This is a genomic window from Microbacterium sp. GCM10027623 (assembly GCF_042666935.1).
In the GTDB taxonomy this organism is placed as follows: Bacteria; Actinomycetota; Actinomycetes; order Actinomycetales; family Microbacteriaceae; genus Microbacterium.
Genome location: NZ_JBHTHE010000001.1, coordinates 1,322,576 through 1,346,438 on the forward strand (window position 1 = coordinate 1,322,576; position 23,863 = coordinate 1,346,438).

The 23,863-nt window shown below is 70.0% G+C and carries 20 protein-coding genes; 13 read left to right on the forward strand and 7 right to left on the reverse strand.

Annotated features, from left to right (window positions below; translation table 11 throughout):
* Positions 1–64: 64 nt before the first annotated feature.
* Both ACFQY2_RS06035 and ACFQY2_RS06040 read right to left on the reverse strand, forming a co-directional pair.
* Positions 65–2,110, reverse strand: coding sequence for a YhgE/Pip domain-containing protein (locus tag ACFQY2_RS06035; RefSeq protein WP_378744749.1), 2,046 nt, complete (start codon positions 2,108–2,110; stop codon positions 65–67).
* Entirely contained in the window at positions 2,107–4,962 is a 2,856-nt protein-coding gene (locus ACFQY2_RS06040; protein WP_378744750.1) for an efflux RND transporter permease subunit, read from the reverse strand. The genes ACFQY2_RS06035 and ACFQY2_RS06040 overlap by 4 nt, the downstream gene beginning before the upstream one ends.
* Before the next feature lie 146 nt (positions 4,963–5,108).
* Between ACFQY2_RS06040 and ACFQY2_RS06045 the strand changes: the two genes are divergently transcribed.
* On the forward strand, positions 5,109–5,726 hold the full coding sequence (locus ACFQY2_RS06045) for a TetR/AcrR family transcriptional regulator (RefSeq protein ID WP_378744751.1): 618 nt from the start codon (positions 5,109–5,111) through the stop codon (positions 5,724–5,726).
* Between the two features lie 242 nt (positions 5,727–5,968).
* Here the strand turns inward: ACFQY2_RS06045 and ACFQY2_RS06050 are convergent, their stop codons facing one another.
* Positions 5,969–6,943 (reverse strand): o-succinylbenzoate synthase, encoded by a 975-nt coding sequence (locus ACFQY2_RS06050; protein ID WP_378744752.1) that lies wholly within the window; start codon positions 6,941–6,943, stop codon positions 5,969–5,971.
* A 248-nt stretch (positions 6,944–7,191) separates the two neighbouring features.
* Between ACFQY2_RS06050 and ACFQY2_RS06055 the strand changes: the two genes are divergently transcribed.
* Complete coding sequence (locus ACFQY2_RS06055; RefSeq protein ID WP_378744753.1) at positions 7,192–7,524, forward strand: PadR family transcriptional regulator; 333 nt, start codon at positions 7,192–7,194, stop codon at positions 7,522–7,524.
* A gap of 1 nt (position 7,525) precedes the next feature.
* The gene (locus ACFQY2_RS06060) at positions 7,526–8,482 is read left to right on the forward strand and encodes a permease prefix domain 1-containing protein (RefSeq protein ID WP_378744754.1); all 957 of its coding nucleotides are present in this window, start codon (positions 7,526–7,528) and stop codon (positions 8,480–8,482) included.
* A gap of 106 nt (positions 8,483–8,588) precedes the next feature.
* On the opposite strand, the gene ACFQY2_RS06065 is transcribed toward ACFQY2_RS06060, so the two are convergent.
* Positions 8,589–9,287, reverse strand: a complete 699-nt coding sequence (locus tag ACFQY2_RS06065; protein ID WP_378744755.1) for a peptidylprolyl isomerase — start codon at positions 9,285–9,287, stop codon at positions 8,589–8,591.
* Between the two features lie 80 nt (positions 9,288–9,367).
* Here ACFQY2_RS06065 and ACFQY2_RS06070 point away from each other — a divergent pair, with 80 nt between their 5' ends.
* The 9 genes from ACFQY2_RS06070 to ACFQY2_RS06110 all read left to right on the forward strand — a co-directional run bounded on the left by ACFQY2_RS06070 (position 9,368) and on the right by ACFQY2_RS06110 (position 17,967).
* Positions 9,368–10,279: a 1,4-dihydroxy-2-naphthoyl-CoA synthase gene (locus ACFQY2_RS06070; protein WP_378744756.1), complete on the forward strand. Its 912-nt coding sequence runs from the start codon at positions 9,368–9,370 to the stop codon at positions 10,277–10,279.
* Between the two features lie 144 nt (positions 10,280–10,423).
* Positions 10,424–11,548, forward strand: a complete 1,125-nt coding sequence (locus ACFQY2_RS06075; protein ID WP_378744757.1) for an AMP-binding protein — start codon at positions 10,424–10,426, stop codon at positions 11,546–11,548.
* A gap of 27 nt (positions 11,549–11,575) precedes the next feature.
* Positions 11,576–12,367 carry a class I SAM-dependent methyltransferase gene (locus ACFQY2_RS06080; protein WP_378744759.1) on the forward strand — a complete coding sequence of 264 codons (792 nt, stop codon included), beginning with the start codon at positions 11,576–11,578 and terminating at the stop codon, positions 12,365–12,367.
* Between the two features lie 160 nt (positions 12,368–12,527).
* The gene (locus ACFQY2_RS06085; RefSeq protein WP_378744760.1) at positions 12,528–13,727 is read left to right on the forward strand and encodes a sensor histidine kinase; all 1,200 of its coding nucleotides are present in this window, start codon (positions 12,528–12,530) and stop codon (positions 13,725–13,727) included.
* Positions 13,728–13,793: 66 nt separating this feature from the next.
* Positions 13,794–14,429: a response regulator gene (locus ACFQY2_RS06090; protein ID WP_378744761.1), complete on the forward strand. Its 636-nt coding sequence runs from the start codon at positions 13,794–13,796 to the stop codon at positions 14,427–14,429.
* Positions 14,430–14,515: 86 nt separating this feature from the next.
* Positions 14,516–15,277 carry an ABC transporter ATP-binding protein gene (locus ACFQY2_RS06095; protein ID WP_378744762.1) on the forward strand — a complete coding sequence of 254 codons (762 nt, stop codon included), beginning with the start codon at positions 14,516–14,518 and terminating at the stop codon, positions 15,275–15,277.
* The gene (locus ACFQY2_RS06100) at positions 15,274–16,752 is read left to right on the forward strand and encodes an FtsX-like permease family protein (protein WP_378744763.1); all 1,479 of its coding nucleotides are present in this window, start codon (positions 15,274–15,276) and stop codon (positions 16,750–16,752) included. Before ACFQY2_RS06095 ends, ACFQY2_RS06100 begins: the two co-directional genes overlap by 4 nt.
* Positions 16,753–16,868: 116 nt before the next feature.
* Positions 16,869–17,531: a 2-phosphosulfolactate phosphatase gene (locus tag ACFQY2_RS06105; protein ID WP_378744764.1), complete on the forward strand. Its 663-nt coding sequence runs from the start codon at positions 16,869–16,871 to the stop codon at positions 17,529–17,531.
* A gap of 61 nt (positions 17,532–17,592) precedes the next feature.
* Positions 17,593–17,967, forward strand: coding sequence for a DUF3054 domain-containing protein (locus ACFQY2_RS06110; protein WP_378744765.1), 375 nt, complete (start codon positions 17,593–17,595; stop codon positions 17,965–17,967).
* Positions 17,968–18,000: 33 nt separating this feature from the next.
* Here the strand turns inward: ACFQY2_RS06110 and ACFQY2_RS06115 are convergent, their stop codons facing one another.
* The 3 genes from ACFQY2_RS06115 to ACFQY2_RS06125 form a co-directional block, all read right to left on the reverse strand.
* Positions 18,001–18,489 carry a SprT-like domain-containing protein gene (locus ACFQY2_RS06115; RefSeq protein ID WP_378744766.1) on the reverse strand — a complete coding sequence of 163 codons (489 nt, stop codon included), beginning with the start codon at positions 18,487–18,489 and terminating at the stop codon, positions 18,001–18,003.
* A gap of 72 nt (positions 18,490–18,561) precedes the next feature.
* Positions 18,562–19,089: a hypothetical protein gene (locus tag ACFQY2_RS06120; protein ID WP_378744767.1), complete on the reverse strand. Its 528-nt coding sequence runs from the start codon at positions 19,087–19,089 to the stop codon at positions 18,562–18,564.
* A gap of 124 nt (positions 19,090–19,213) precedes the next feature.
* The gene (locus tag ACFQY2_RS06125) at positions 19,214–20,083 is read right to left on the reverse strand and encodes a spermidine synthase (RefSeq protein WP_378744768.1); all 870 of its coding nucleotides are present in this window, start codon (positions 20,081–20,083) and stop codon (positions 19,214–19,216) included.
* 241 nt (positions 20,084–20,324) lie between these two features.
* Here ACFQY2_RS06125 and ACFQY2_RS06130 point away from each other — a divergent pair, with 241 nt between their 5' ends.
* Positions 20,325–23,825 (forward strand): DNA-directed RNA polymerase subunit beta, encoded by a 3,501-nt coding sequence (locus ACFQY2_RS06130; protein WP_378744769.1) that lies wholly within the window; start codon positions 20,325–20,327, stop codon positions 23,823–23,825.
* The last annotated feature ends 38 nt before the right edge of the window (positions 23,826–23,863 follow it).

Sequence of the window (23,863 nt, forward strand, 5' to 3'; positions counted from 1 at the left end):
TCCGCGTGAGATCGCCCTGCCCTTTCCGACACTCCGGTGCCAGGTGAACGGCGCGCGCCGGATGCTACGCCGCGGCGAGCACAGCCTTCGCGCTGGTCGTGCGGCGAGCGGACACCGCGAGGGTCGCCGCGCCCAGCGACAGCACACCCCACACGATCAGCCCGGCCGAGGCCGCGCCGCTCGGGGCGATCAGACCGCCGAGTGCGGGGGCGGTGGGCATCGCCGCACCGAGACCGGCGAGCCAGCCCGGGATCGTGGAGATCAGCCCTGTGGCCACGGCGATCACGCCCACGAGCGCGCTGATCCAGCGTCCGATCCCACCGAGCACCGCGACCAGTGCCTGGTTGACTGCGGCGAAGGCGATGCCGGCGAGCATCGCGAAGGCGGCGAAGCCCCACCAGCCGGCGGCGTCGTATGAGGCGGCGATCTGCACGATCAGCGACACGAGCAGGCCCTGCCCCGCGCCCAGGGCCGCAGCCGGCCAGAACCCCCGCAGCACCATGCCGATCGACGACCGCCGGGATGTGAGCGCATTGCCCGGCACCGCACGCAGTGCGATGAACGACGCCAGGGCGCCGAACCACAGCACCACGGCCGAGAGCAGCGGAATCGCGGTCGGACCGAACATGGCATCCGCGTCGGCCGCAGCCTTCACCGGATTGGCGATGACGGATGCGAGCCGCGTCGACTGCTGCTCATCGAACGTCGGCAACGAGGTGGATGCCGTCGTCAGCCCGTCCGCGAGTTCGCCGGTACCGGATGCCAGGCTGTCGATGCCGTCCGCGAGCTCGCCCGCGCCGTCGGACAGCGCCGATGCGCCGTCGCCGAGCTGGCCGGCTCCGGACGACAGCGCGGATGCCCCGGAAGCCGACTGCGCCACCCCGTCCGCCAGCTGGTCGAGGCCACCGCCGAGCTGCAGGGCTGCCGAGCCTGCGCTGCGGAACTGCTTGGCGAGCTCGGCCGGCGCGGCAGTGCTCAGCTGAGCGAGTCCGTCCGACGTGCCGGCGGCGGCCTGCGCGGCCGGTCCCGCGTACTGCGCTGCCGTCCCGGCGGCCGTTGCGGCCTGCGCGGACGGCTCGACGAGCCCATTCGCCGTCGCGATCGCCTCGTCCAGCTGTGTGCACAGCGCCGGCGTGGCGGCGGGGTCGCACAGCGCGGCGGCGGCGGAGAGCTGCTGGGTGAGCCCCGAGATGCCCTGCTGCACGCCGGCGGTGGCCTTCGCGGCGCCGTCTGCGGCCTGCTGCACTCCGGCGGTGGCCTGCTTCGCGCCGGACGCCGCTTCGAGAAGCCGGTCCGGGACGAGGCCCTCGCGCTCGAGCGTCGCCGCTCCCGAGGTCAGGCCCTGACCGAGCCGGGTCGCTCCGGTTCCCGCCTCACGCGCCTTGGATGCGATCGTGTTCAGCCCTCCGGCCAGCGTCGACGCGCCGTCCGCCAGTCCGCCCGCTCCGTCGGCGAGCTTCGACGCCCCGTCGGGCAGCGCTGCCGCGCCATCGGCCGCCGAGCGCGCGCCGTCGGCCAGCTTCGCGGCGCCGTCGGCGGCCTCCCCGATCTGGTCGCCGATCGTCGTGAACCCGACCAGCACGTTGCCGACGGTCGCCTCGCTGAGCATCGTCCCCATCGTGGAGGTCGCGACCGAGGCGATCTGATTCGTGATCAGGTCGTCCGCGACGCGCCCATCGGGCGGAGTGGTGACGGTGATCTTCGCCTGCTCGGCCGTGCCGTCGCCGTCCTTCAGCGCGGTGCCCGCGGAGGTGGCATCCGCCGAGAACGACTTCGGGATCGTGACGACGGCCTGGTAGGTGCCGTCGCCGAGGCCCTCTGCGGCGTCCTCCTCGTTGGAGATCACCCAGGTGAGGTTCGAGTCGATCTCATCGGAGCCCTCGACCAGGCCCGCGGCCAGCTGGCGCCCGAGAGGCGTGTACTGACCCTCGATCGTCACGGGCTTGTCGAGATTCACGACGGCGGCGGTCATCGACTCCAGCCGGTCGGTGGGATTCTGCAGCGCGGTGACGAGGATGCCGCCGATGATCGCCGGCAGCAGCAGCACGCCGATCAGCGTCAGCCAGGTGATCGGCCGGCGCGAGCGCGCGCGTTCGATGGGGAGGGTCATGCGGTCACCTCGGTCGGGTCGGAGGAATCAGCGGACCCAGGGACCGTCTGTGGGGCGAGGATGTCGGCTTCAACGGCCGTGTTGTCGGCACTTGCGCCCCACAGACGGTCGTCGGGCGAGTGGGCGGGGTCGCGCAGGTCGACGACGGATGCCGCGGTGCGGCCGGCCTCGACCAGCAGCGTCTGCGCGGCGTCGGCGTCCGTGGCGGTGACGAACAGGGTGACATCCGTACCGGCATCCCGCAGGCGCGCCGCGATCTGATCGCGTTCGGCGGACGTGAGCCGGTCGACGCCGTCGAGCACCACCAGGCCCGCGCGTCCGCGCAGCGCCTCGGCGGCCTGACCGGCGGCATCCGGCTCCGCGAGCAGTGCGATGCCCACGCGGGCGCGCACCCACGCGGCACGGCCGGGCAGCAGGTGACCGTCGACGCGCAGCAATCCGGCATCCGCCTTCATCCGTCCCGCGACCGTCAGAGACAGGGCCCGCAGCGCGCGTGGTGCGGCCCCGGTCACGACCAGCGAGCCGCCGGGGGCCAGCCGCAGGTGCGCCTGCTCGATGCCTGCGTCGGCGATGGTCAGGTCGTCCGCGGCGAGCATGCTGTCATCGCCCGGCCACTCGGCCAGCGACCGCTCCCGCTCGACGGCCTCGCCCTCGATGTCGACGTGCGGCAGAATGCGCTCGAGCCAGTGCGGGATGCGCCAGGCGCGGTCGCCGAGAATCGCCATCACGGCGGGGATCAGGGTCATCCGCACCAGGAAGGCGTCGATCGCGATGCCGGACGCCAGGCCGAGGGCGATCGGCTTGAGCGACGAATCGCCCTCCGGGACGAACGCCACGAACACCGCGAACATGATCAATGCGGCGGCGGTCACCACGCGCGCCGTGCTCGAGAAGCCGGTGCGCACGGCACGGATGGCTGCCTCGCGTCGTGTGACCGGATCGTGCCGGTTCTTGTCGTGCACGAAGTCCTCGCGCATGCGGGAGACGAGGAACACCTGGTAGTCCATCGCCAGGCCGAACAGCACGCCCATCAGCACGATCGGCATGAAGCTGATGATCGGACCGGTGCGCGCCACGTGCAGGAAGTCGGCGAACCAGCCCCATTCGAACACCGCGCCCACCACGCCGAACGCGGCGATGATCGAGAGCAGGTAGCCGATCGCGGCGGTGACCGGCACCCAGATCGAGCGGAACACGATCGCCAGCAGGATCAGCGACAGACCGATCACGAAGACGCCGAACGGCAGCAGGGCGGCACCCAGCTGGTCGGAGATGTCGATGGCGACGGCGGTGAATCCGGTGACCTTCAGGTCGATGCCGAACTCCTTCTCCCACTCGTCGTGGTACGAGCGCAGTTCGCGCACGAGATCGGCGGTGGCCGGGTCATCGGGCGCGGTGTTCGGGATGATCTGGACGATGCCGGTGTCGGCGGTCTCGTTCGGTGTTGCCAGGGCCACCTCGCGCACGCCGGGGAGCTTCTCGACGGCGTCGCCGAGATCCTCCATGAGGTTCAGCGGGTCGGTCGAGGTGACGATCGTGCCGGTCAGGATCAGCGGACCGTTGAAGCCCGGCCCGAACTCGTCGGCTGTCAGATCGTAGCTCTGGCGCGCCTCCGAATCCTTCGGCAGCACGCCGGCGTTGGGGAGGGCCAGGTTCAGGCTCAGCGCGGGGACGGCGACGATGCCCAGTCCCAGCACCACGGCGATCGTGACGAGGATCGGACGCTTCGTGACGCCCGCCGCCCAGCGCTCGGAGAACGTGCCGCGCGTGCGCGGCTTCGGCGCAGCATCCGTCTCCTTCTTCTGCTTCCTCGGGACGCGACGCGGTCGTCCGATCACGCGCCCCTTCACGAACCCGAGCAGCGCGGGGGTGAGGGTGACGGCGATCATGACGGCGATCGCGACGGCGACGGAGGCGGCGATGCCCATGGTGGTGAGGAACGGGATGCCGGCGAAGCCGAGCCCGATCAGGGCGATCAGCACGGTGATGCCCGCGAACACCACGGCGGAGCCGGCGGTGCCGACCGAGCGCGCGGCGGACTCTTCGGGGGCGACGCCCGCCCGCACCTGGTCCTGGTGCCTGGCGACGATGAACAGCGAGTAGTCGATGCCGACGGCCAGGCCGAGCATGAGTGCGAGCAGAGGAGTGGTGGAGGAGACCGACGCGAAGGCCGTCGCGGCGAAGATGCCGGCCATCGAGATGCCGACGCCGAGGATCGCGGTCAGCAACGGCAGGCCGGCGACGACGAAGGAGCGGAAGGTGACGATGAGCACGAGCAGGGCGATCAGCAGGCCGACCGCCTCGGTGATCGTGATCGCCGGGATCGACATGGCGAACAGGTCGCCGCCCAGGGTGACCTGTGACCCCTCGGGCAGCGCGGTGCGAAGCTCGTCGACCTGCTCCTGCAGGTGGGTCTTCGCCTCGTCCGGAACGTCGGTGGACTGGCCTTCGAACTGCAGGCGCACGATCGCCGAGCTGTGCTCGGAGTTGACCATGCCGGTGATGTTCTCGTCGTACGGCGAGGTGACGGCCAGCACGCTGTCGTCGAGGTGCGTCAGGTCGTCGACCGTGTTCTCGATGTCGGTCCTGTACGGGTCGTCACGGATGTCATCCCCGGGCGCCGCCACCACGATGAACTGCGCGTTCGTGCCGCTGACCTGGGGGAATGTGCGCGAGAGCTGCTCGAGGCCTGCCTGCGACTCCGTGCCGGGGATCGAGAAGCTGTTGTCGGTGCCCGCGCCGAGCACGAGCGCGCCGCCGCCGGCGATGCCGAGCACGAGGAGCCAGCTGACGAGCACGCGCCAGGGGTGCCGGAACGACCAGCGTCCCAGCGAGGACAGAAGAGTGGACACGCGGCCTCCGCGACAGTTCGATACACAGGTGTATTCAATACGTAGATGTATCGTAAGACTCCGATGGGCCCGGATGCTGTGCGCAGGATGTGAACATCGGATGCCACGGCGATCGGACGGTGACAGAGTGGAGGACAGGAGGAGCGATGTCGACATCTGCGACGAGGAGCAGGGAGAACACACGCGCGCGCCTGCTCGAAGCGGCCGCTCAGGTCTTCGCAGAGGTGGGCTTGGAGGGAGCGACGGTCGAGGCCGTCTGCGAGCGCGCCGGATTCACCCGCGGTGCGTTCTATTCGAACTTCGAGTCCAAGGACGAGCTCTTCCTCACCCTGGCCGCCTCGGTGGGCGAGGCGCGGTTGAACGCGGTGCGCGAGCGCGTCAGCGAGCTCGTCAGCGCGGAGGCGCTCGAGGGGTGCGACCCGGTCGAACTCGTGCAGCAGATCATGGACTCCAGCGGTGATGACCGGCTCGGCGTGATGATGATGAGCGAGATCCGTATCCGCGCGCTGCGCGACCCCGTCTTCGGCGCCGCGTATCTGGCCCAGGAGCGCGAGATGGGGGACAGCATCGCGGACATGATCCAGGAGATCATCGACTCCGGTCAGATCACGCTGCGCATCAGCGCCGCGGAAGCCGCGAACCTGCTCCTGGTCGTCTGGGAGGGCATGACCGTGCGCGGGGTCATGGGTGGGGACGATCCCGACGGATTGCGTCGCGTCGGCAGCGAGGCTCTGGGCCGCATGGTCGAACTGCTGCGCGTCTGAGAGGTGGGCGGCGGCCCGCGCCCCTCGCTCGGCTGCCTCGCGGTGCTGTTCCCGCTTCGTGCTGCAGTTTCCTGCTCGCGCGGCTGTTTCTGCTTCGCGTTGCCGTTCCCGCTTCGCGCTGCCGTTCTCTGCGGCTCCTCGGCTCGCGCTGCTGTTTCCTGCTCGCGCGGCGCATATTCACGTAGCGCGAGCAGAAAAGAGCCGCGCGAGTGAGGGGAGGTCTCGCGGGGCGAGCCCGGTGCTCAGTCCGTGAGCAGTGCGTGGCAGCGCTCGAGACGTGCGAGCCACCATGCGCGGCGATCGGCGGATGCCTCCAGGCGCGCGAGCGCGGCAGCATCCGGGATCGCCCTCGCCGCGGACACCGACCCGTCGACAGGGCGCGCGTCCGCGATGTCGTCCGCGAACAGCGACGCGGTGCCGAGTCCGCAGTCGTAGTCCAGCTCGGGGAGCGATGCCGCGAGCGCCGCGCCCTGCGACAGCCCGACCGCTGTGTCCAGGGCACTGGAGACCACGGCGGGCAGACCGGTCTCGGCGACGATGGACAGCGCCCGTCGGATGCCGCCCAGCGGCTGCGCCTTGATGATGATGAGGTCGGCGGCCCTGGCCTGCGCGACGGCGAGCGGGTCGGCGGCCTTGCGCACGCTCTCGTCGGCGGCGATCGGGATGCCCTTGTGCTTGACGCGGTAGCGCAGCTCGGCCAGCTCGTCGACGGTCGCACAGGGCTGCTCCACGTACTCGAGATCGAGTTCGCCGAGTTCGTGGATGGCGCGCTCGGCCTCATCGAGGTTCCATCCTCCGTTGGCGTCGATGCGGATGCGACCCTCGGGGCCCATCAGTTCGCGCACCGCCCGTACTCGGGCGAGGTCATCGGCCAGGGTCTGACCCCGCTCGGCGACCTTGACCTTGGCCGTGCGGCATCCGTCGTACCGCGTCAGGACCTCGGCGACGCGCGCGGCGTCGACCGCCGGCACCGTCGCGTTCACGGGGATGCGATCGCGCAGCGGCCCGGGCTGCTCGCTCCACCCGAAGTCGATCGCGGCATGCAGCCAGGTCGCGGCCTCGGCATCCTCGTATTCCACGAACGGTGAGAACTCCGCCCAGCCCTGCGGGCCCTCGAAGAGCACGGCTTCGCGCACATCGACCCCGCGGAAGCGAGTGTTCATCGGCAGGGCGACCACGCGGGCGGTGGCGAGCAGTTCTGCGAGCGACGGCGTCATGCGTCCATCATGCCCCGGCCCCGTTCATAACTCCGGAAGAACCTGGTCGCTGGCGATCACCAGCCCCCGATGACCGTCCCATCGCGCAGATCTCCGGAGTTGTGGACCCTGCTTCAGCCGAGCTTCTCCTGCAGTCCGCCGAGGCGAGCCGTCACACCTGCGCTCATCCTGCCGCGGGCACGGCTCTCGCCAGTGACGCGACAATATGTCGTTGACAATAGTGTGTAACGCACAGTAACGTGTGATTCATGAACGACAGCGAATTCGACGGGCATCTGCAGGAGCTGCGACGCGGCACGATCGTGCTGGCCAGCCTTATGCTGCTGCGCACGCCGGGTTACGGCTACGGACTGCTCGAGCAGCTGGCATCCGCGGGCTTCCCCACCGACGCCAACACGCTCTACCCCCTGTTGCGCCGACTCGAGAAGCAGGGCTGTCTCGAGAGCGAGTGGAACACCGAAGAGGCGCGACCGCGCAAGTTCTACCGCACCTCCGAGGCGGGCCTCCGCCTCGCGACGACCCTGACCCAGGAGGTCGCCGCCATCGCCGCCGCGACCGCCGCACTCACTGACGGAGAATGACATGACCGCCACGCTGACCGACCGCTACATCGCCGCGACCGTCAGGAGCCTGCCGCCGCAGCTCCAGTCCGAGGTGCGCGACGAGCTGCGGGCATCCATCGCCGATGCCATCGACGCGCGCACCGCGCACGGCGAGCCCGTCGAGCAGGCCGAGCGCGACGTGCTCACCGACCTGGGGGACCCGGGCGCGCTCGCCGCGGGCTACGCCGATCGACCGCTGCACCTGATCGGACCGAAGTACTTCCTGTTCTGGTGGCGGCTGCTCAAGCTGCTGCTGGCCATCGTGCCGGCCGTCGCCTTCGTCGGTGTGGCGATCGGGCAGGCTGTGGCCGGCGGGAGCGTCGGGGACATGATCGGCCAGGGCATCGCGACCGCGATCGGGGTGATCGTGCACGTGTCCTTCTGGACGACCCTTGTGTTCGTCATCCTCGAGCGCACGGGCGCCGAGTCCACCGCGAGGTGGGATCTCGATCAGCTGCCGCAGGAATCCCACGGCGGCGCCGGCCGCGACGACCTGATCGGCTCCCTCGTGGCGCTCGCGATCTTCGCCGTCGTGCTGCTGTGGGACCAATTCCGCGGGTTCGTTCCCACCGCCGAGGCGCCCCTGCCGATGCTGAACCCCGCCTTGTGGCCGTGGGGGATCGGCGCCGTGATCGTGCTGATGGCCGCCGAGGCCGCGTTCGCGATCGCCGTGTACGCACGGGGCGGCTGGAGTCCTGCGTTCGCGTGGATCAACACCGTGCTCGCGGTGATCTTCGCGAGCCTCGCGCTCACCGCCCTCGTTCGGGGCGTGCTCTTCAACCCCGCGTTCGTCGACGGCGTCTTCGTCGACAACGGCGTGGATGCCAGTGCGCTCACCGTGCTCGCCGTGCTGACCGGCGTCGGCATCGTCGGCATCGGCGTCTGGGATGCGATCGACGGCTGGCTCAAGGCGCGCCGCGCCCGCCTCGCCGGCTGACCTCGTCCGCGTACCGGTCGCCGCGTACACGTCCAGGTCGCAATGGTTGCCGTCATCCGCGCTGCGGAGCGGCAGCCATTGCGACCTGGATGGCTGTGTGCGCGGGTCAGTCCTGCGTCACCGACGTGATCTTCACCGGTGTCTTCGGTGCACCGTCGGCCGCGCCGGTGGCCGTGCCCTCGGCGGCGAGGTCGGCGACGATCGCGGTGCTGGCGTCATCCAGATGCCCGAACACGGTGTACGACGGCGCCAGCTGGGTGTCGGCGTAGACCACGAAGAACTGCGAGCCGTTCGTGTCCGGGCCGGCGTTGGCCATCGCGAGCGTCCCGGCCGGGTACGTCTCGGTTCCCTCCAGCTCGTCGGGGAAGGAGTAGCCGGGGCCACCGGTTCCGGTACCTGTCGGGTCGCCGCACTGCAGCACGAAGATTCCCTCGGTGGTGAGCCGGTGGCAGGTGGTGTCATCGAAGTAGCCCTGGTCCGCCAGCGACAGGAAGCTGTTCACCGTGCACGGGGCGGTGTCCGCATCGAGCGTGACCGCGAGGTCTCCGGCGCTCGTCGCGACCGTGACCGGCACCTCTCCAGACACCGACGGGTCGGCATCCGGAGCATCGACGGGCTTCGACGCCGGGCGCGCGTCGGCCGGGTAGGTGCACTCATCCGATGACGCGGATGCCGACGACGAGGGCTGCGCGCCCGGAGCGGAGCCGGGATTGGACGCGCACCCCGCCAGGGACAGGGCGGCTGCGGCGGTCAGCGCCAGCACGGCCAGACGGAGACGGGACGGGGCGAGGGGAGAGTTGCGCACTCGACGATCGTACGCGAGCGCACCTATGCGGATCCGATGCCTCCCGACGCCGATCGTCCGGCCGGAATAGGCTGGACGGCGTGACCGCTGACTTCGTCTCCGACATCTTCGACCCGGCCGAGTGGACCCTGGCGCCCGGTGCCGAGGCGTACACCGACATCACGGCGCACGTCTCCGTCGACGGCGGTGTCGCACGCATCGCGTTCGACCGTCCGGAGGTGCGCAACGCCTTCCGCCCGCACACCGTCGACGAGCTGTACCGCGCCCTCGACGTCGCCCGGCAGGACCCGCGCATCGGGGCCGTGCTGCTCACCGGAAACGGCCCCAGCCCGAAGGACGGCGGCTGGGCGTTCTGCTCCGGCGGCGACCAGCGCATCCGCGGCCGCGACGGGTACAAGTACTCCGACTCCACGACGGAGGTGCACGATCCGGCCCGCGCCGGACGACTGCACATCCTCGAGGTGCAGCGGCTGATCCGCTTCATGCCGAAAGTGGTCATCGCCGTCGTGCCCGGGTGGGCGGCCGGTGGCGGGCACTCGCTGCACGTGGTGTGCGACCTGACCGTCGCGTCGGCCGAGCACGGCCGGTTCAAGCAGACGGATGCCGATGTCGGCAGCTTCGACGCCGGATACGGTTCGGCCTACATGGCGCGTCAGGTGGGGCAGAAGATCGCCCGCGAGGTGTTCTTCCTCGCCGAGGAATACTCCGCCCAGCGCGCCTATGAGATGGGAGCCGTCAACCGAGTCGTGCCGCACGCCGAGCTCGAGCGGGAGGCGCTGAGGATGGCGCGCGTCGTCCTGACGAAGTCGCCCACGGCGATCCGGATGCTGAAGTTCGCCTTCAACGCGGTGGACGACGGCATGGTCGGCCAGCAGGTGTTCGCCGGCGAGGCGACTCGACTCGCCTACGGCACCGACGAGGCCGTGGAGGGCCGAGACGCCTTCCTGGAGAAGCGGGACCCCGACTGGTCACCCTTCCCGTACCACTTCTGACGCAGCCGGCCGTGCTCCACATCGCAGGTCCGCCCGGTACAGCGCGGGATATCCGGACGAATCGCGGCCTGACCGCCGGAAATGCGTTCTCATCGAGACGAATCGCGACCTGGAGGAGCTTCGGCGCCACGGGAGGAGGCACAGATGAGACTGCATCCGATCGACGGCGATGACCCGCAGGCGGTGCGCGATGCGCTGCCGGCCGCGCTCGACGGCGTCCGTCCGCTCGCGCTGGGCTTCACCCCGGCATCCGATGTCGTCGTTCCCGACGGGACGGCCGTGGTCGTGGCCACCTCGGGATCGTCCGGTGTGCCCAAGCGGGTCATCCTCAGCGCCTCGGCGCTGAAAGCGAGCGCCGAGGCGACAGCGGGGCGCATCGGCGCCGGACGGTGGACGCTCGCCCTGCCCGCCGGATATGTCGCGGGCCTGCAGGTGCTGGTGCGCTCGCTGCTCGCCGGCACCGGTCCGACCATCGTCGACGGGCATCTCTCTCCCCAGGCCTTCATCGACGCGACGCGGCAGGCCGCCGGCGGAGACCAGTTCATCTCCCTGGTGCCCGCGCAGCTGGCCACCCTGATCGACGCTGCCGACGACCGGGATGTCCTGTCGGCGCTGCGCGCCCACCGGGCGATCCTGGTCGGCGGGCAGGCCCTGTCCGACAGCATCCGGATCCGCGCCATGGATCTGCGCGTGCCGCTCGTGCACACCTACGGGTCCAGCGAGACCAGCGGCGGCTGCGTGTACAACGGCATCCCGTTGGACGGCGTGCGGGTCGGACAGGTCGATGACGAACTGCGGATCAGCGGCCCGATGCTCGCGACCGGCTACCTGGGCGATCCGGTGCTGACCGATCGCATCTTCACCACCGACGAGCAGGACAACCGCTGGTATCGCACGGGCGATCGCGGGTTCATCCTCGACGGTGAGGTCGAGGTGCACGGCCGGCTCGACAACGTGATCGTCTCGGGCGGGATCAACATCTCCCTCGATCGGGTGGAACGCATCGTGCGCACCGTGCCCGGCCTCGAGCAGGCGGTCGTGCTCGGCATGCCCGACGAGCGCTGGGGCGAGTCGTCGATCATCTTCGCTCCGCATTCGAGCGGTGACGGGATACTGGAGGAGGCGCGCGCACGCGTCGCCGCGGAGATCGGCAAGCATGCCCGCCCGGTGCAGCTCGAGATCGGCGACATGCCGATGCTGGCATCCGGCAAACCCGACCGTGAGATGCTCCGCCGCACGATCCACGACGTCCCGCCCCCACCCGTCTGAGACCCTGCCTGACTCTAGGCTGGCGCCATGGCCGTCTACACGCATGGGCACCACGATTCGGTGCTGCGCTCGCACAGCAACCGCACCGTCGACAACTCTGCGGCGTACCTCGCCGAGCATCTCTCGGCCGGAATGCACCTTCTCGACGTCGGCGCGGGGCCCGGCACGATCACGGTGGACTTCGCCGCACGCGTCGCCCGGGTGACCGCCACCGAGATCGATGCAGATGCCCTCCGGCTCTCGCAGACGCTCGCCGCCGAACGCGGCCTGTCCAACATCGACTTCGCCGTCGAGGACGTGCACGCGCTGAGCTTCCCCGACGACACCTTCGACATCGTGCACGCGCACCAGGTGCTGCAGCACGTCGGCGATCCCGTGCAGGCCCTGCGCGAGATGCGCCGCGTCGCGAAGCCCGGCGGCATCGTCGCCGCGCGCGATGCGGACTACGCCGGGTTCATCTGGTTCCCGCTGCTGCCCGCTCTCGACGAGTGGTTGCGGCTGTACCGCGAGGCGGCGCGGGCGAACGGCGGGGAACCGGATGCCGGTCGACGGCTGCAGGGCTGGGCGCGGGCGGCCGGGTTCACCGACATCACGGCGACAGCATCCACCTGGTGCTACGCGACTGCGGAGGAACGCGCGTGGTGGGGCGGCATGTGGGCCGATCGGATCAGGGAGTCCGCCCTCGCCCGCCAGCTGACCCGCGACGGGATGGCGACGGATGCCGACCTGCAGCGCATCAGCGACGCCTGGCGCGCGTGGGCTGCGGACGGCGACGGCTGGTACCTCGTTCCGCACGGCGAGATCCTCTGCCGGGTCTGAACCGGAGCTGCGTTCACAACTCCGGAGAATCGCGCACTGCACGGCCCTCGGCGACGTGTCGCGGGTATTCGCCGCGAGGAACTCCGGAGTTGTGAACGCACGGCCGGGAATACATCTCCCGGCGGATGTCCCGCACGGAGCCGTCCCGTAGCGTGATCATGTGATCCGCTCCATCTCCCGCACCTGGCTCGTGCTCGACATCGTCGGCAGCGTGCTGGGGCTCATGATCACGCTGCCGCTGTCTCTCGTCTTCGAATGGGGGTCGCTGGCGTCGTGGGTGGGGACGGGATGGGTGTCGAACGCCGTGCTGCTCGCCGTCGGCATAGGGATGTGGGGCGCCGCCGCGATCAGCAGGCTGTCGCCGCGGCTCGCGCTGATCGTCGCCTGGGCGGCCGCCGTGCTGCAGATGGGGGCGGGACTGTCGCCGTTGCCGCTCAACATCGCCGTGTTCACCGTGCTGTTCGCGGCGGCAGCGTGGGGAAGCGAGCGGCTGCTGTGGGCGGGGGCGATCTCCGCGGGCGTCGGCGGTCTGGTCGCCGGCACGTACATCGCATTGATCCAGCTGCGGCAGACCTCGCCGGGCACGGATCTCGATTCCGCGACGCAACTGGTGTGGCTCGCACTGCTGGCCGGCACGTCCGTCGGCTTCGCCCTGATCATCGCGTGGGGCGCCGGATTCATCTGGCGCGTGATCCGCGCCGGCCGTGCCACTCGCGCGGCGCAGCTGCAGGCCGAGGCCATGGCCGCCGAGGAGCAGGAACGCGCACGCATCGCGCGGGACATGCACGACATCGTGGCGCACTCGCTCGCGGTCGTGATCGCGCAGTCCGACGGCGCCCGCTACGCGGCTGCGGCTCGCCCCGAGGTCGCCCAGGAGGCGCTCACCACGATCGCGCAGACGGCTCGCGCCGCGCTCTCGGACGTGCGGATGCTGCTCACCCAGCTGCGCCACCGCCAGGGCGACGGGCCGCAACCCACTCTCGCCGACCTCGAGTCGCTGTTCGCGCAGGTGCGCGGATCCGGCATCGAGCCGCGCGTCACGATCGACCCGATGCCTCCGGGAGAGCCGCCGGCATCGATCCAGCTCGCCGTCTACCGCATCCTGCAGGAAGCGCTCACCAACGCCCTGCGCCACGGGCGCGGCGATGTCGACATCCGCCTGTCCTGGTGGGCCGATCGCGTCGAGATCGACGTGCGCAACCGGATCGCCACACCGCCCGCCGCCCCGGGATCCACCGGCGGCCACGGCCTGGTGGGCATGCGCGAGCGCGCTCAGCTGGTCGGAGGCACGCTGACCACGCAGCGCGACGACGGCGTGTTCGTGGTCCTCGCGTCGCTGCCCATCGGCTCCGACCGGTAATCCTGCACGGCGGCCTGCGCTCGACCCCTGAAGATGGAAGTCGATCCCGATGATCAGGAGGTCAGGATGATCAGGGTGGTGTTGGTCGATGACCAGGCGCTGTTCCGCGCAGGTGTCCGGATGCTGGTGTCATCGCAACCGGACATGGATGTCGTCGGCGAGGCCGGGGACGGCGAGGAGGCGATCGCGGTCGTCCGGCGCACCCGGCCCGACGTCGTGCTGATGGACATCCGGATGCCGGTGATGGACGGCCTCACCGCCACGGCCGAGCTGCTCGCGCACCCCGACCCGCCGCACATCGTCATGCTCACCACCTTCGACCTCGACGAGGCGGCAGCCCGCGCGATCCGGCAGGGCGCCAGCGGATTCCTGCTCAAGGACGCCGATCCGGAGTTCCTGCTCGCCGCGATCCGCACCGTGCATTCCGGGTCGAGCGTGATCGCGGCATCCGCCACCCGCGAACTGTTCGCTCATTTCACCCCGGAGACCAAGCCCGCCCCGCCCTCGTACTCCGAGCTGACCGACCGGGAGCGGGAGATCTTCGCGCTCGCCGCCCGCGGGCTGTCGAACTCCGAGATCGCCGCGCGCGAGTACCTGAGCGAGGCGACCGTGAAGACGCACATCAGCCGCATCCTCACCAAGCTGTCGCTGCGCGACCGCGTGCAGCTGGTCGTCTTCGCCTTCGATCACGGGCTCAACTGACGCGGCGTCGGATCATCCTTGCGATGTAGGCGGGATGCATCGCCGGAGCGATGCGCGCGCGGGATGCCGACGAATAGCGTCGAAGCATGGAGATCACGACCACGGACCTCGGCCTCGCCGCACGCGTCCAGCACCTCACCAAGTCCTATGGCACGGGCCCTGCCGGTGTCCGTGCACTGGATGACATCAGCGTCGGCATCCGCCGCGGCCAGTTCACCGCGATCATGGGCCCGTCGGGCTCCGGCAAGTCGACGCTCATGCACATCATGGCGGGGCTCGACGCTCCCACGGAGGGTCGCGCCTGGATCGGCGACACCGAGATCACCGCTCTCGGCGACCTCGAGATGACGATCCTGCGGCGTCGACGCGTGGGGTTCATCTTCCAGGCGTTCAACCTGGTCCCCACCCTGGACGCGCTGGGGAACATCCTGCTGCCGTTCGAACTGGACGGTCGCCGTCCGACCGCGATCGAGAAGGCGCGCATCGACGGACTCGTCGACCGGCTCGGGCTGGCCTCGCGCCTCGGCCACCGTCCGCACGAGCTGTCCGGCGGTCAGCAGCAGAGGGTGGCCATCGCCCGCGCGCTGGCCACCGCGCCCGATCTGGTCTTCGCCGACGAGCCGACCGGCAACCTCGATTCGCGCAGCGGCCGTGAGGTGCTCGAACTGCTCGCCGCCGCGAGTCGCGACCACGGACAGTCCATCGCCATGGTCACCCACGACGCCATCGCCGCCGCTCACGCGGACCGGGTCCTGTTCCTCGGCGACGGCCGGATCGTCGCCGATCACCCGCGGCAGAGCGCCGAGCAGATCTCCGCGTACATGCTCGCCGCCGAGGTGGCGGCATGACCGCCGTGGCGACACCACCCGCATCCGCGGGCGTCCGCGACGTCGCACCTCGTCGCACGGCCCGCCTGGCCTGGCTGAGCGAGCGGGGCATGGGCGCCAGCATTCTCGTCGCGGCGCTCGCCGCGGCCTTCGGTGTCATCCTCGTCGAGGTGACCGCGTACATCGGCGCGACTCTGCAGGCCGATCCGTTCCTCGGCGACAGCGAGACGCTCGCCGTCGTCGTCGCCATCCTGTCGGTCCTGCTCACCGCTGTGGCGATGTACGTCGCCGCCGTGGTGACGGCCAACACCTTCTCGACCATCATCGCGGGACGCACGCGACGCATCGCGCTGATGCGGCTGATCGGGGCATCCGCCCGGTCGCAGCGCGCCGAGGTGACGGGGCAGGGCTTCGTCGTCGGTGTGATCGGCGCCGTCGTCGGTCTGGTGGCCGGGGTGGGCTTCTCGGCGCTGGGGATCCTGGTCGGCGGACGACTGCTCGACCTCACCCCGGAGGCGTTCTCGCTCGCGCAGCCGGGCATCGCGCTGCCGGTGGTCGGGGTCGTGCTGACGACCTGGCTGGGCGCGTACATCGGTTCCCGTCGCGTGCTGGCCGTGACCCCGCTGCAGGCACTGGGCGGCTCGGTCGAGCGCACGCACGACGAGGTCAGCGGCCGGCTCGCCCGGAACGTGGGCGCGCTGGTGCTGCTCATCAGCGGCGCCGCCCTGCTCGCACTCGGCGTGGTGGTGGGGCTGGTCACGCCGTTGGGTGTCGTCGTCGCGTTCGTGGGCGGCGTGCTCTCCTTCACGGGCATCGTCACCGGCGCCGCGTTGATCATGCCGCCGGTGCTGCGTCTGGTCGGCAGGATGTTCGGCCGCAGCGCGACGGCCCGTCTGGCTGCGGAGAACGCGCTGAGGTATCCGGAGCGGTCCAGCCGGATGGCCATCGGCGTGGTGATGGGTGTCGCGCTCGTGACGATGTTCGCCGTCGCGGTGGAGTCGTCGAAGGCGCTGATGATGCGCCAGGGCGATGGCAGCGGCGCCGAAGACATGTTCGCCGCGATGGATGCGTTCTCCGCCATCATGATGGTGCTCGTGGCGGTGTCCGCGGTGATCGCCGCCGTGGGGCTCGTGAACCTGCTCACCATCGGCGTCGTGCAGCGCAAGCGCGAGCTGGGGCTGCTGCGCGCGATCGGGCTGACCGGCTCCCAGGTGCGTCGCATGGTGCTGCTGGAGGCGCTGCACATCACCGTCGCCGCGACGGCGACCGGGCTCGTGCTGGGCGTCGCCTACGGCTGGATCGCCGCGCAGTCGCTGCTCGGCTCGGTGCCCGTGCTGCCGGACTTCGAGCCCGCCGGTCTGGTGCTGCCGGCGGTTCCGTGGCTGCCGGTGGTCGTCATCGTGCTCGCCACCGCAGTGCTGACCGTGATCGCCGCCGTCACCCCCACGCGCCTGGCGACCCGGGTGGCTCCGGTCGAGGCGCTGGCGGCCGACTGATCCGCCGGACTCGCTCCGGCCGGGCACGAGACGCCGTCTCCGGGGGATGGCGTCTCGCATCCGCGAAGAATCGTGCGAGCGAGAGGGCGGGGTCGGACGCGGAATAAGGTGGAGGGATGCCGTCACCGTTCGATCAGTCGTACTACCAGGTTCGCCTCGACTGGGGCCTGGAGGGACTCGCCCGCCTCGCTCCGGCGGACATCGTCGTCGTGGTGGACGTGCTGCGATTCGGTTCGACGCTGGCGGATGTCGTCGCGGCCGACGGCACGGTGGCGCTGGAGGATGCGCTCGCCTGGTCCAGCAACGGCGCGGCTGTCGCGTCCGCCGCGGCCGACACCGGCGCGGTGGTGCTGCTGGGAGGCATCCGCAACGCCGCCGCGACCGCCCGCGCGGTCATGGCCCTGCAGGAGCGCCGCGCCGATCGGACCTCGGTGAGCGTCATCGCCGCGGGGGAGCGCACTCCGGACGGCGGCCTGCGGTACGCGGTCGAGGACCAGCTGGGTGCCGGTGCGGTGATCGCGGCACTGACCGACCTGGGCATCGACCACTCCGCACCCGACGGCGCCGTCGCCTCCGAGTCGTTCCGCGCACTGCGTCGCGCGGTGCGCCACCTGCTCGCGGCGAGCGGATCGGGCCGGGAGCTCGCCGAGGGAGTCGCATCCACCGTCCGGATGCTCGAATCCGGCATCCGTCCCGCCACGGTCGAGGAGGCTGCGGAGCTGGATGCCGTCGACGCGGTCCCCGTGCTGCGCGACGGCGCGTTCGAACGCTTCGCCTGACGTGCAGGCGGCTGCCCGCGCGTCGCGACCGCCGACGCTCGGATGCCCCTAGGGTCGGAGCATGAGGTACCTGCCCGCACTCGTCGTCGACGCCGTTCTCGTGCTGATCTTCGCGGCGATCGGTCGCGCCTCGCACGGGGAGGACCCGATCGGGTTCATCCTCACCGGCTGGCCGTTCCTCGCCGCGCTGATCCTCGGGCACGCGCTCGCCACCCTGGTGCCCGCGCGTCCGCGACGTCCGTGGTCGCTGGGCTGGGGTGTGATCGTGTGGGTGGTCACGGTGCTGGGCGGGATGCTGCTGCGCGTCGCCGCGGGCGACACGGCAGAGACGCCCTTCATCATCGTGGCCTCCGCCGTCCTCGCGGCGTTCCTGCTGGGCTGGCGTCTGATCGCCCTGCTCGTGCGCCGCTACCGCGCACCCCGCGAGCGCCCCTGACGTCTTCGCCGCCGGCCTCGACGCTCGTCCTACTCAGCGCGGCAGCTGTGCGGCGAGTCGATCGGCGGACGTGATCTCGCGGCGGGTCCAGGTGAACAGGTACCGCTGGTCGAATCGCCGCGAGCACTTCGCGCAGGAGGTCTCCCGGGCGGGGCGGCGGTGCCGGTAGGTGACGTGCCCGGCCGGGCAGCGCCCGACCCATGGCGCCAGCTCGGTCGCGGTCTCGCCCTGGTGCGTGGTGCCGCCGACGTAGCCCAGCTCGCGCGCGATGCGCTTCCATTCCGGACCGTGGGCGGCCGAGTGGCCGGCGATGGCGTGCGCCACCTCGTGCAGCAGCGTCTGGTGGATCTCGTCGTCCTCGAACCGGGCGGCCAGGTAGCGCGAGACCGTGATGCGCTTGCCGCGGTAGTCGCACAGGCCGGCGCGGCGCTTGGCATGGTCGAAGTCGAACGTCCACGACGCGTCCAGGTGCATGGTGATCAGCGCCTGTGCCCAGACGCGCACACGGTTCAGGTCTGCCATGACATCAGAGTAGGACCCTCCGCCGACATCCGGGAGCGAAGGAGCGCGCCGATGTCCGCGAGGAGCTCACGCTCAGACCAGCACACTCGTTCCGGCTCCGCGACGCTCGGCCGCCTCGATCGCCCGCAGCGCCTGCTCGAGGTTGGAGTCGTCCGCACCGGCGGCCCGACGCAGGAACAGCGACTGCTTGAAGCTCTCGCGCGCCTCATCGAAGTCGCCGGCCTCGTAGGCGTTCCGGCCGTGGTGCTGGTGGGCGAAGGCGGCGATGCCGGCCCAGCCCTGGCCTTCCGCCTCGCTCGCGCAGGTCACGAGCTCCTGCGCGGCGGCGGCGTGCGCGCCGCGGTTCTGCAGGACGGTGGCGTGCAGCACGCGGGCGCGCAGCACGTCCTTGCGGGTGCCGGCCATGCGCGCCTGGCGGACGGTCTCCTCGGCGAGCTCGAGGGCCTCGTCGAGGCGTTCGAGCACCTTCAGGAGCCACACGCGCTCCAGCAGGACGGGAAGACTGCGCTGGTTCTCGATCTCGGCGAGACGCATCGCGCACTCGCGCTCGTCGACCTTCTCGCGAAGGGTGTCGGGATCGTAACCCTGGATCAAATTCACGACTGCTGGCTCCTCTCCGCGACCGTTCCCCTCAGTCTGCATCGCCGATCGGGGAACCGCCCGAGGCACGCCAGGATATCGGCCAAGCCGGGCCGGCGGACCGGCGGGACGGGCGACGCGGGAGTCAGCGCAGGAACAGTCCGGAGTCGGGTTTCGGGGACGCCACGGCGTCCGCATCCGTCACCAGCGCGGCCCCGTGCGCGAAGGCGGCGACCTCGGCGCCCTGGGCGATCTTCGCCGGGTGCGGACCGGCTGCCAGCAGGCGCGGCAGCCAATCGGTGGGAAGTCCGGTAGCGGATGCCGCGAGCACGAGGTTCCCGAACCGGCGGCCCTTGAGCACCTGCGCGTCGGCCAACAGAGCCACCTCGGGGAACACCGCTGCGGCGGTGGCGACCTGCCGCCGCGCGAAGGCCAGGCCGGGGCCGTCCGCGACGTTCACCAGCAGCACCCCGGAGGGGGCGAGCAGCGTCGCGATCTCCCGGTAGAACTCCACGCTCGTCAGATGCGCGGGGGTCTGCGCGCCCGAGAAGACGTCCGAGACCACGAGGTCGCAGTTGCCGGTCAGCGCCGGGGGCAGACGGCGCAGTCCGGTGCGCGCATCGCCGATCCGGATGCGGATGGCGGCGTTCCGCGGCAGCGGCAGGTGCTCGCGGACGAGTTCGACGAGCGGGGCCTCCAGCTCGATCACCTGCTGGCGCGAGCCCGGACGCGTGGCGGCGATGTAGCGGGGGATGGTGAGAGCTCCGGCGCCCAGATGCACGACACTGAGCGGAGCGGATGCCGAGGCGCCGAGCTGGTCGATGACCGCGCCCATCCGGACGATGTACTCGAAGTGCAGGTGCGTAGGGTCCTCGAGATCGACGTGCGACTGCGGGGTGCCGTCCACGATCAGCTCGAACCCGCCGGCGAACTGACTCGGGGCGATCTCGGCGATGCCGCCGTGATCCAGTCGTGCCCGGGGGTTCTCGGCATCCCGTCCTCGCGCACGTCCCATGCCTCGAGCGTACCGATTCTCGCGCGGTGATCTCCGACGTCGCGCACGGGCCAATACCGCAGCTTCCGGAATTGGTCAAGGATTCAGCTTGCCATGTCGCGATTCTGGACATATAGTTGGTAGTTGCGCTCGCTTCTCCGTGCCCTCATATGGTGGTCGGCAGTTCGTTGAGCTCTCGGGCGCACACTCCACCGTCTAGGAATCGACCAGCCCCTGCCCGGGGCTCACGGAGGTTACTCCCTTGGCTGCTGCTCGCAACGCATCCACATCCACCACTAAGAAGAACGGCCGCGGAGTCTCCCGCCTCTCGTTCGCCAAGATCTCCGACACGCTGACGGTTCCGGATCTGCTCGCACTGCAGACCGAGTCGTTCGGCTGGCTCGTCGGGAACGACGACTGGAAGGCCCGCCTCGCCGAGGCGAAGAAGGCCGGCCGCACCGACGTCTCCGAGATCTCGGGTCTGGGAGAGATCTTCGAGGAGATCTCCCCGATCGAGGACCTCGGCGAGACGATGCAGCTCTCGTTCACGAACCCGTACCTCGAGCCCGAGAAGTACTCCATCGACGAGTGCAAGGAGCGCGGCAAGACCTACGCCGCCCCGCTGTACGTCGAGGCCGAGTTCATGAACCACCTCACCGGCGAGATCAAGACGCAGACCGTCTTCATGGGCGACTTCCCCCTGCAGACCGACAAGGGCACGTTCATCATCAACGGCTCCGAGCGCGTCGTCGTCTCGCAGCTCGTCCGCTCGCCCGGCGTCTACTTCGACAAGACGCCGGACAAGACCAGTGACAAGGACATCGTCACCGCTCGCGTCATCCCCAGCCGCGGGGCCTGGCTCGAGTTCGAGATCGACAAGCGCGACCAGGTCGGCGTGCGCATCGACCGCAAGCGCAAGCAGTCGGTCACGGTCTTCCTCAAGGCGCTGGGCATGACCAGCGAGGAGATCCTCGCCGAGTTCGCCGGCTTCCCCTCCATCGAGGAGACCCTGGCCAAGGACACCATCCTCACCAAGGAAGACGCGCTGCGCGACATCTACCGCAAGCTGCGTCCGGGTGAGCAGGTCGCCGCCGAGGCCGCCCGCGCGCTGCTGGACAACTTCTACTTCAACCCGAAGCGCTACGACCTCGCCAAGGTGGGTCGTTACAAGATCAACCAGAAGCTCGGCCTGGCCGGCGCGCTGACCGACTCGGTGCTCACCGTCGAGGACATCGTCGCGACGATCAAGTACCTGGTGCGTCTGCACCGCGGTGACGAGACCTTCACCGGCATCCGCTCGGGCAAGAAGGCCGAGATCCGCATCGCGATCGACGACATCGACAACTTCGGCAACCGCCGTATCCGCGCTGTCGGCGAGCTGATCCAGAACCAGGTCCGCACCGGTCTGTCGCGCATGGAGCGCGTGGTCCGCGAGCGCATGACCACTCAGGACATCGAGGCCATCACGCCGCAGACCCTGATCAACGTGCGCCCCGTGGTCGCCGCGATCAAGGAGTTCTTCGGAACGTCTCAGCTGTCGCAGTTCATGGACCAGAACAACCCGCTCGCGGGTCTGACCAACAAGCGCCGCCTCTCGGCCCTCGGCCCCGGCGGTCTGAGCCGTGACCGCGCCGGCGTCGAGGTCCGTGACGTCCACCCCTCGCACTACGGCCGCATGTGCCCGATCGAGACTCCTGAAGGCCCGAACATCGGTCTGATCGGTGCGCTCGCGACGTTCGCGCGCATCAACTCGTTCGGCTTCATCGAGACCCCGTACCGCAAGGTCGAGGGCGGCAAGGTCACCGACCAGATCGATTACCTGACGGCGGCGGAGGAGGCCGACTTCAACATCGCTCAGGCCAACGCTCCGCTCACGAAGGACGGCAGCTTCACCGAGAGCCACGTGCTCGCCCGCCCCCGCGGCGGATCGGGTGAGGTCGACCTGTTCCTCCCGGAGGAGATCGGCTACATCGACGTCTCACCGCGCCAGATGGTGTCGGTCGCCACGTCGCTCGTGCCGTTCCTGGAGCACGACGACGCGCAGCGCGCGCTCATGGGCGCCAACATGCAGCGTCAGGCCGTGCCGCTGCTGCGCAGCGACTCGCCGCTGGTCGGAACCGGTATGGAGGGCTACACGGCCATCGACGCCGGTGATGTGGTCACCGCGCTGAAGGCCGGTGTCGTCAGCGAGGTCTCCGCGGACCGCGTCGTCGTCATGCTCGACGAGGGCGGCACGCAGGAGTATCACCTGCGCAAGTTCGACCGCTCGAACCAGGGCACGTCCTACAACCAGCGCGTCGTCGTCAACGCCGGTGAGCGCGTGGAGGTCGGCGAGGTCATCGCCGACGGCCCCGCCACCGAGAACGGCGAGCTCGCGCTCGGAAAGAACCTGCTCGTGGCGTTCATGCCGTGGGAGGGTCACAACTTCGAGGACGCGATCATCCTCAGCCAGGAGCTGGTGAAGGACGACACCCTCTCCTCGATCCACATCGAGGAGTACGAGGTCGACGCCCGCGACACGAAGCTGGGCAAGGAGGAGATCACCCGTGACCTCCCCAACGTCAGCCCCGAGCTGCTGAAGGACCTCGACGAGCGCGGCATCATCCGCATCGGCGCCGAGGTCCGCCCCGGCGACATCCTCGTCGGCAAGGTCACGCCGAAGGGCGAGACCGAGCTGAGCGCCGAGGAGCGCCTGCTGCGCGCCATCTTCAACGAGAAGAGCCGTGAGGTCCGCGACACCTCGCTGAAGGTCCCGCACGGTGAAGAGGGCACGATCATCGCCGTCAAGGAGTTCAACGCCGAGGAGGGCGACGACGAGCTGGGCTCGGGCGTCAACCGCCGTGTCGTGGTCTACATCGCTCAGAAGCGCAAGATCACCGAGGGCGACAAGCTCGCCGGACGCCACGGCAACAAGGGCGTCATCGCGAAGATCCTCCCCGTCGAGGACATGCCGTTCCTCTCGGACGGCACGCCGGTCGACGTGGTGCTCAACCCGCTCGGCATCCCGGGCCGGATGAACTTCGGCCAGGTGCTGGAGACCCACCTCGGGTGGATCGCCAAGACGGGCTGGAAGATCGAGGGCGACCCGGAGTGGGCCAAGCAGCTTCCCGAGGACGCGCGCGACGTCGCCCCGAACACCAAGGTCGCGACCCCGGTGTTCGACGGTGCCAGCGAGTCCGAGATCTCGGGCCTGCTCGACTCCACCCTCGAGACCCGCGACGGCGTGCGCCTGATCGACAGCTCGGGCAAGACCCAGCTGTTCGACGGCCGCTCCGGCGAGCCGTTCCCGGCACCGGTCTCGGTCGGCTACATGTACATCCTGAAGCTGCACCACCTGGTCGACGACAAGATCCACGCGCGTTCGACGGGTCCGTACTCGATGATCACCCAGCAGCCGCTCGGTGGTAAGGCGCAGTTCGGTGGCCAGCGCTTCGGCGAGATGGAGGTGTGGGCACTCGAGGCCTACGGCGCCGCCTACGCCCTGCAGGAGCTGCTCACGATCAAGTCCGACGACATCCTCGGCCGCGTCAAGGTGTACGAGGCGATCGTCAAGGGCGAGAACATCCAGGAGCCGGGCATCCCCGAGTCCTTCAAGGTGCTCATGAAGGAGATGCAGTCGCTGTGCCTGAACGTCGAGGTCCTCTCGGCGGACGGCACCCCGGTGAACCTCCGCGACACCGATGACGAGGCCTTCCGCGCGGCGGAGGAGCTCGGGATCAACATCTCCAGCCGATTCGAAGCCGCATCGATCGACGAGATCTGACCCTTCGACACGCTCAGGGGCCCAGGTCCCGCGGAACA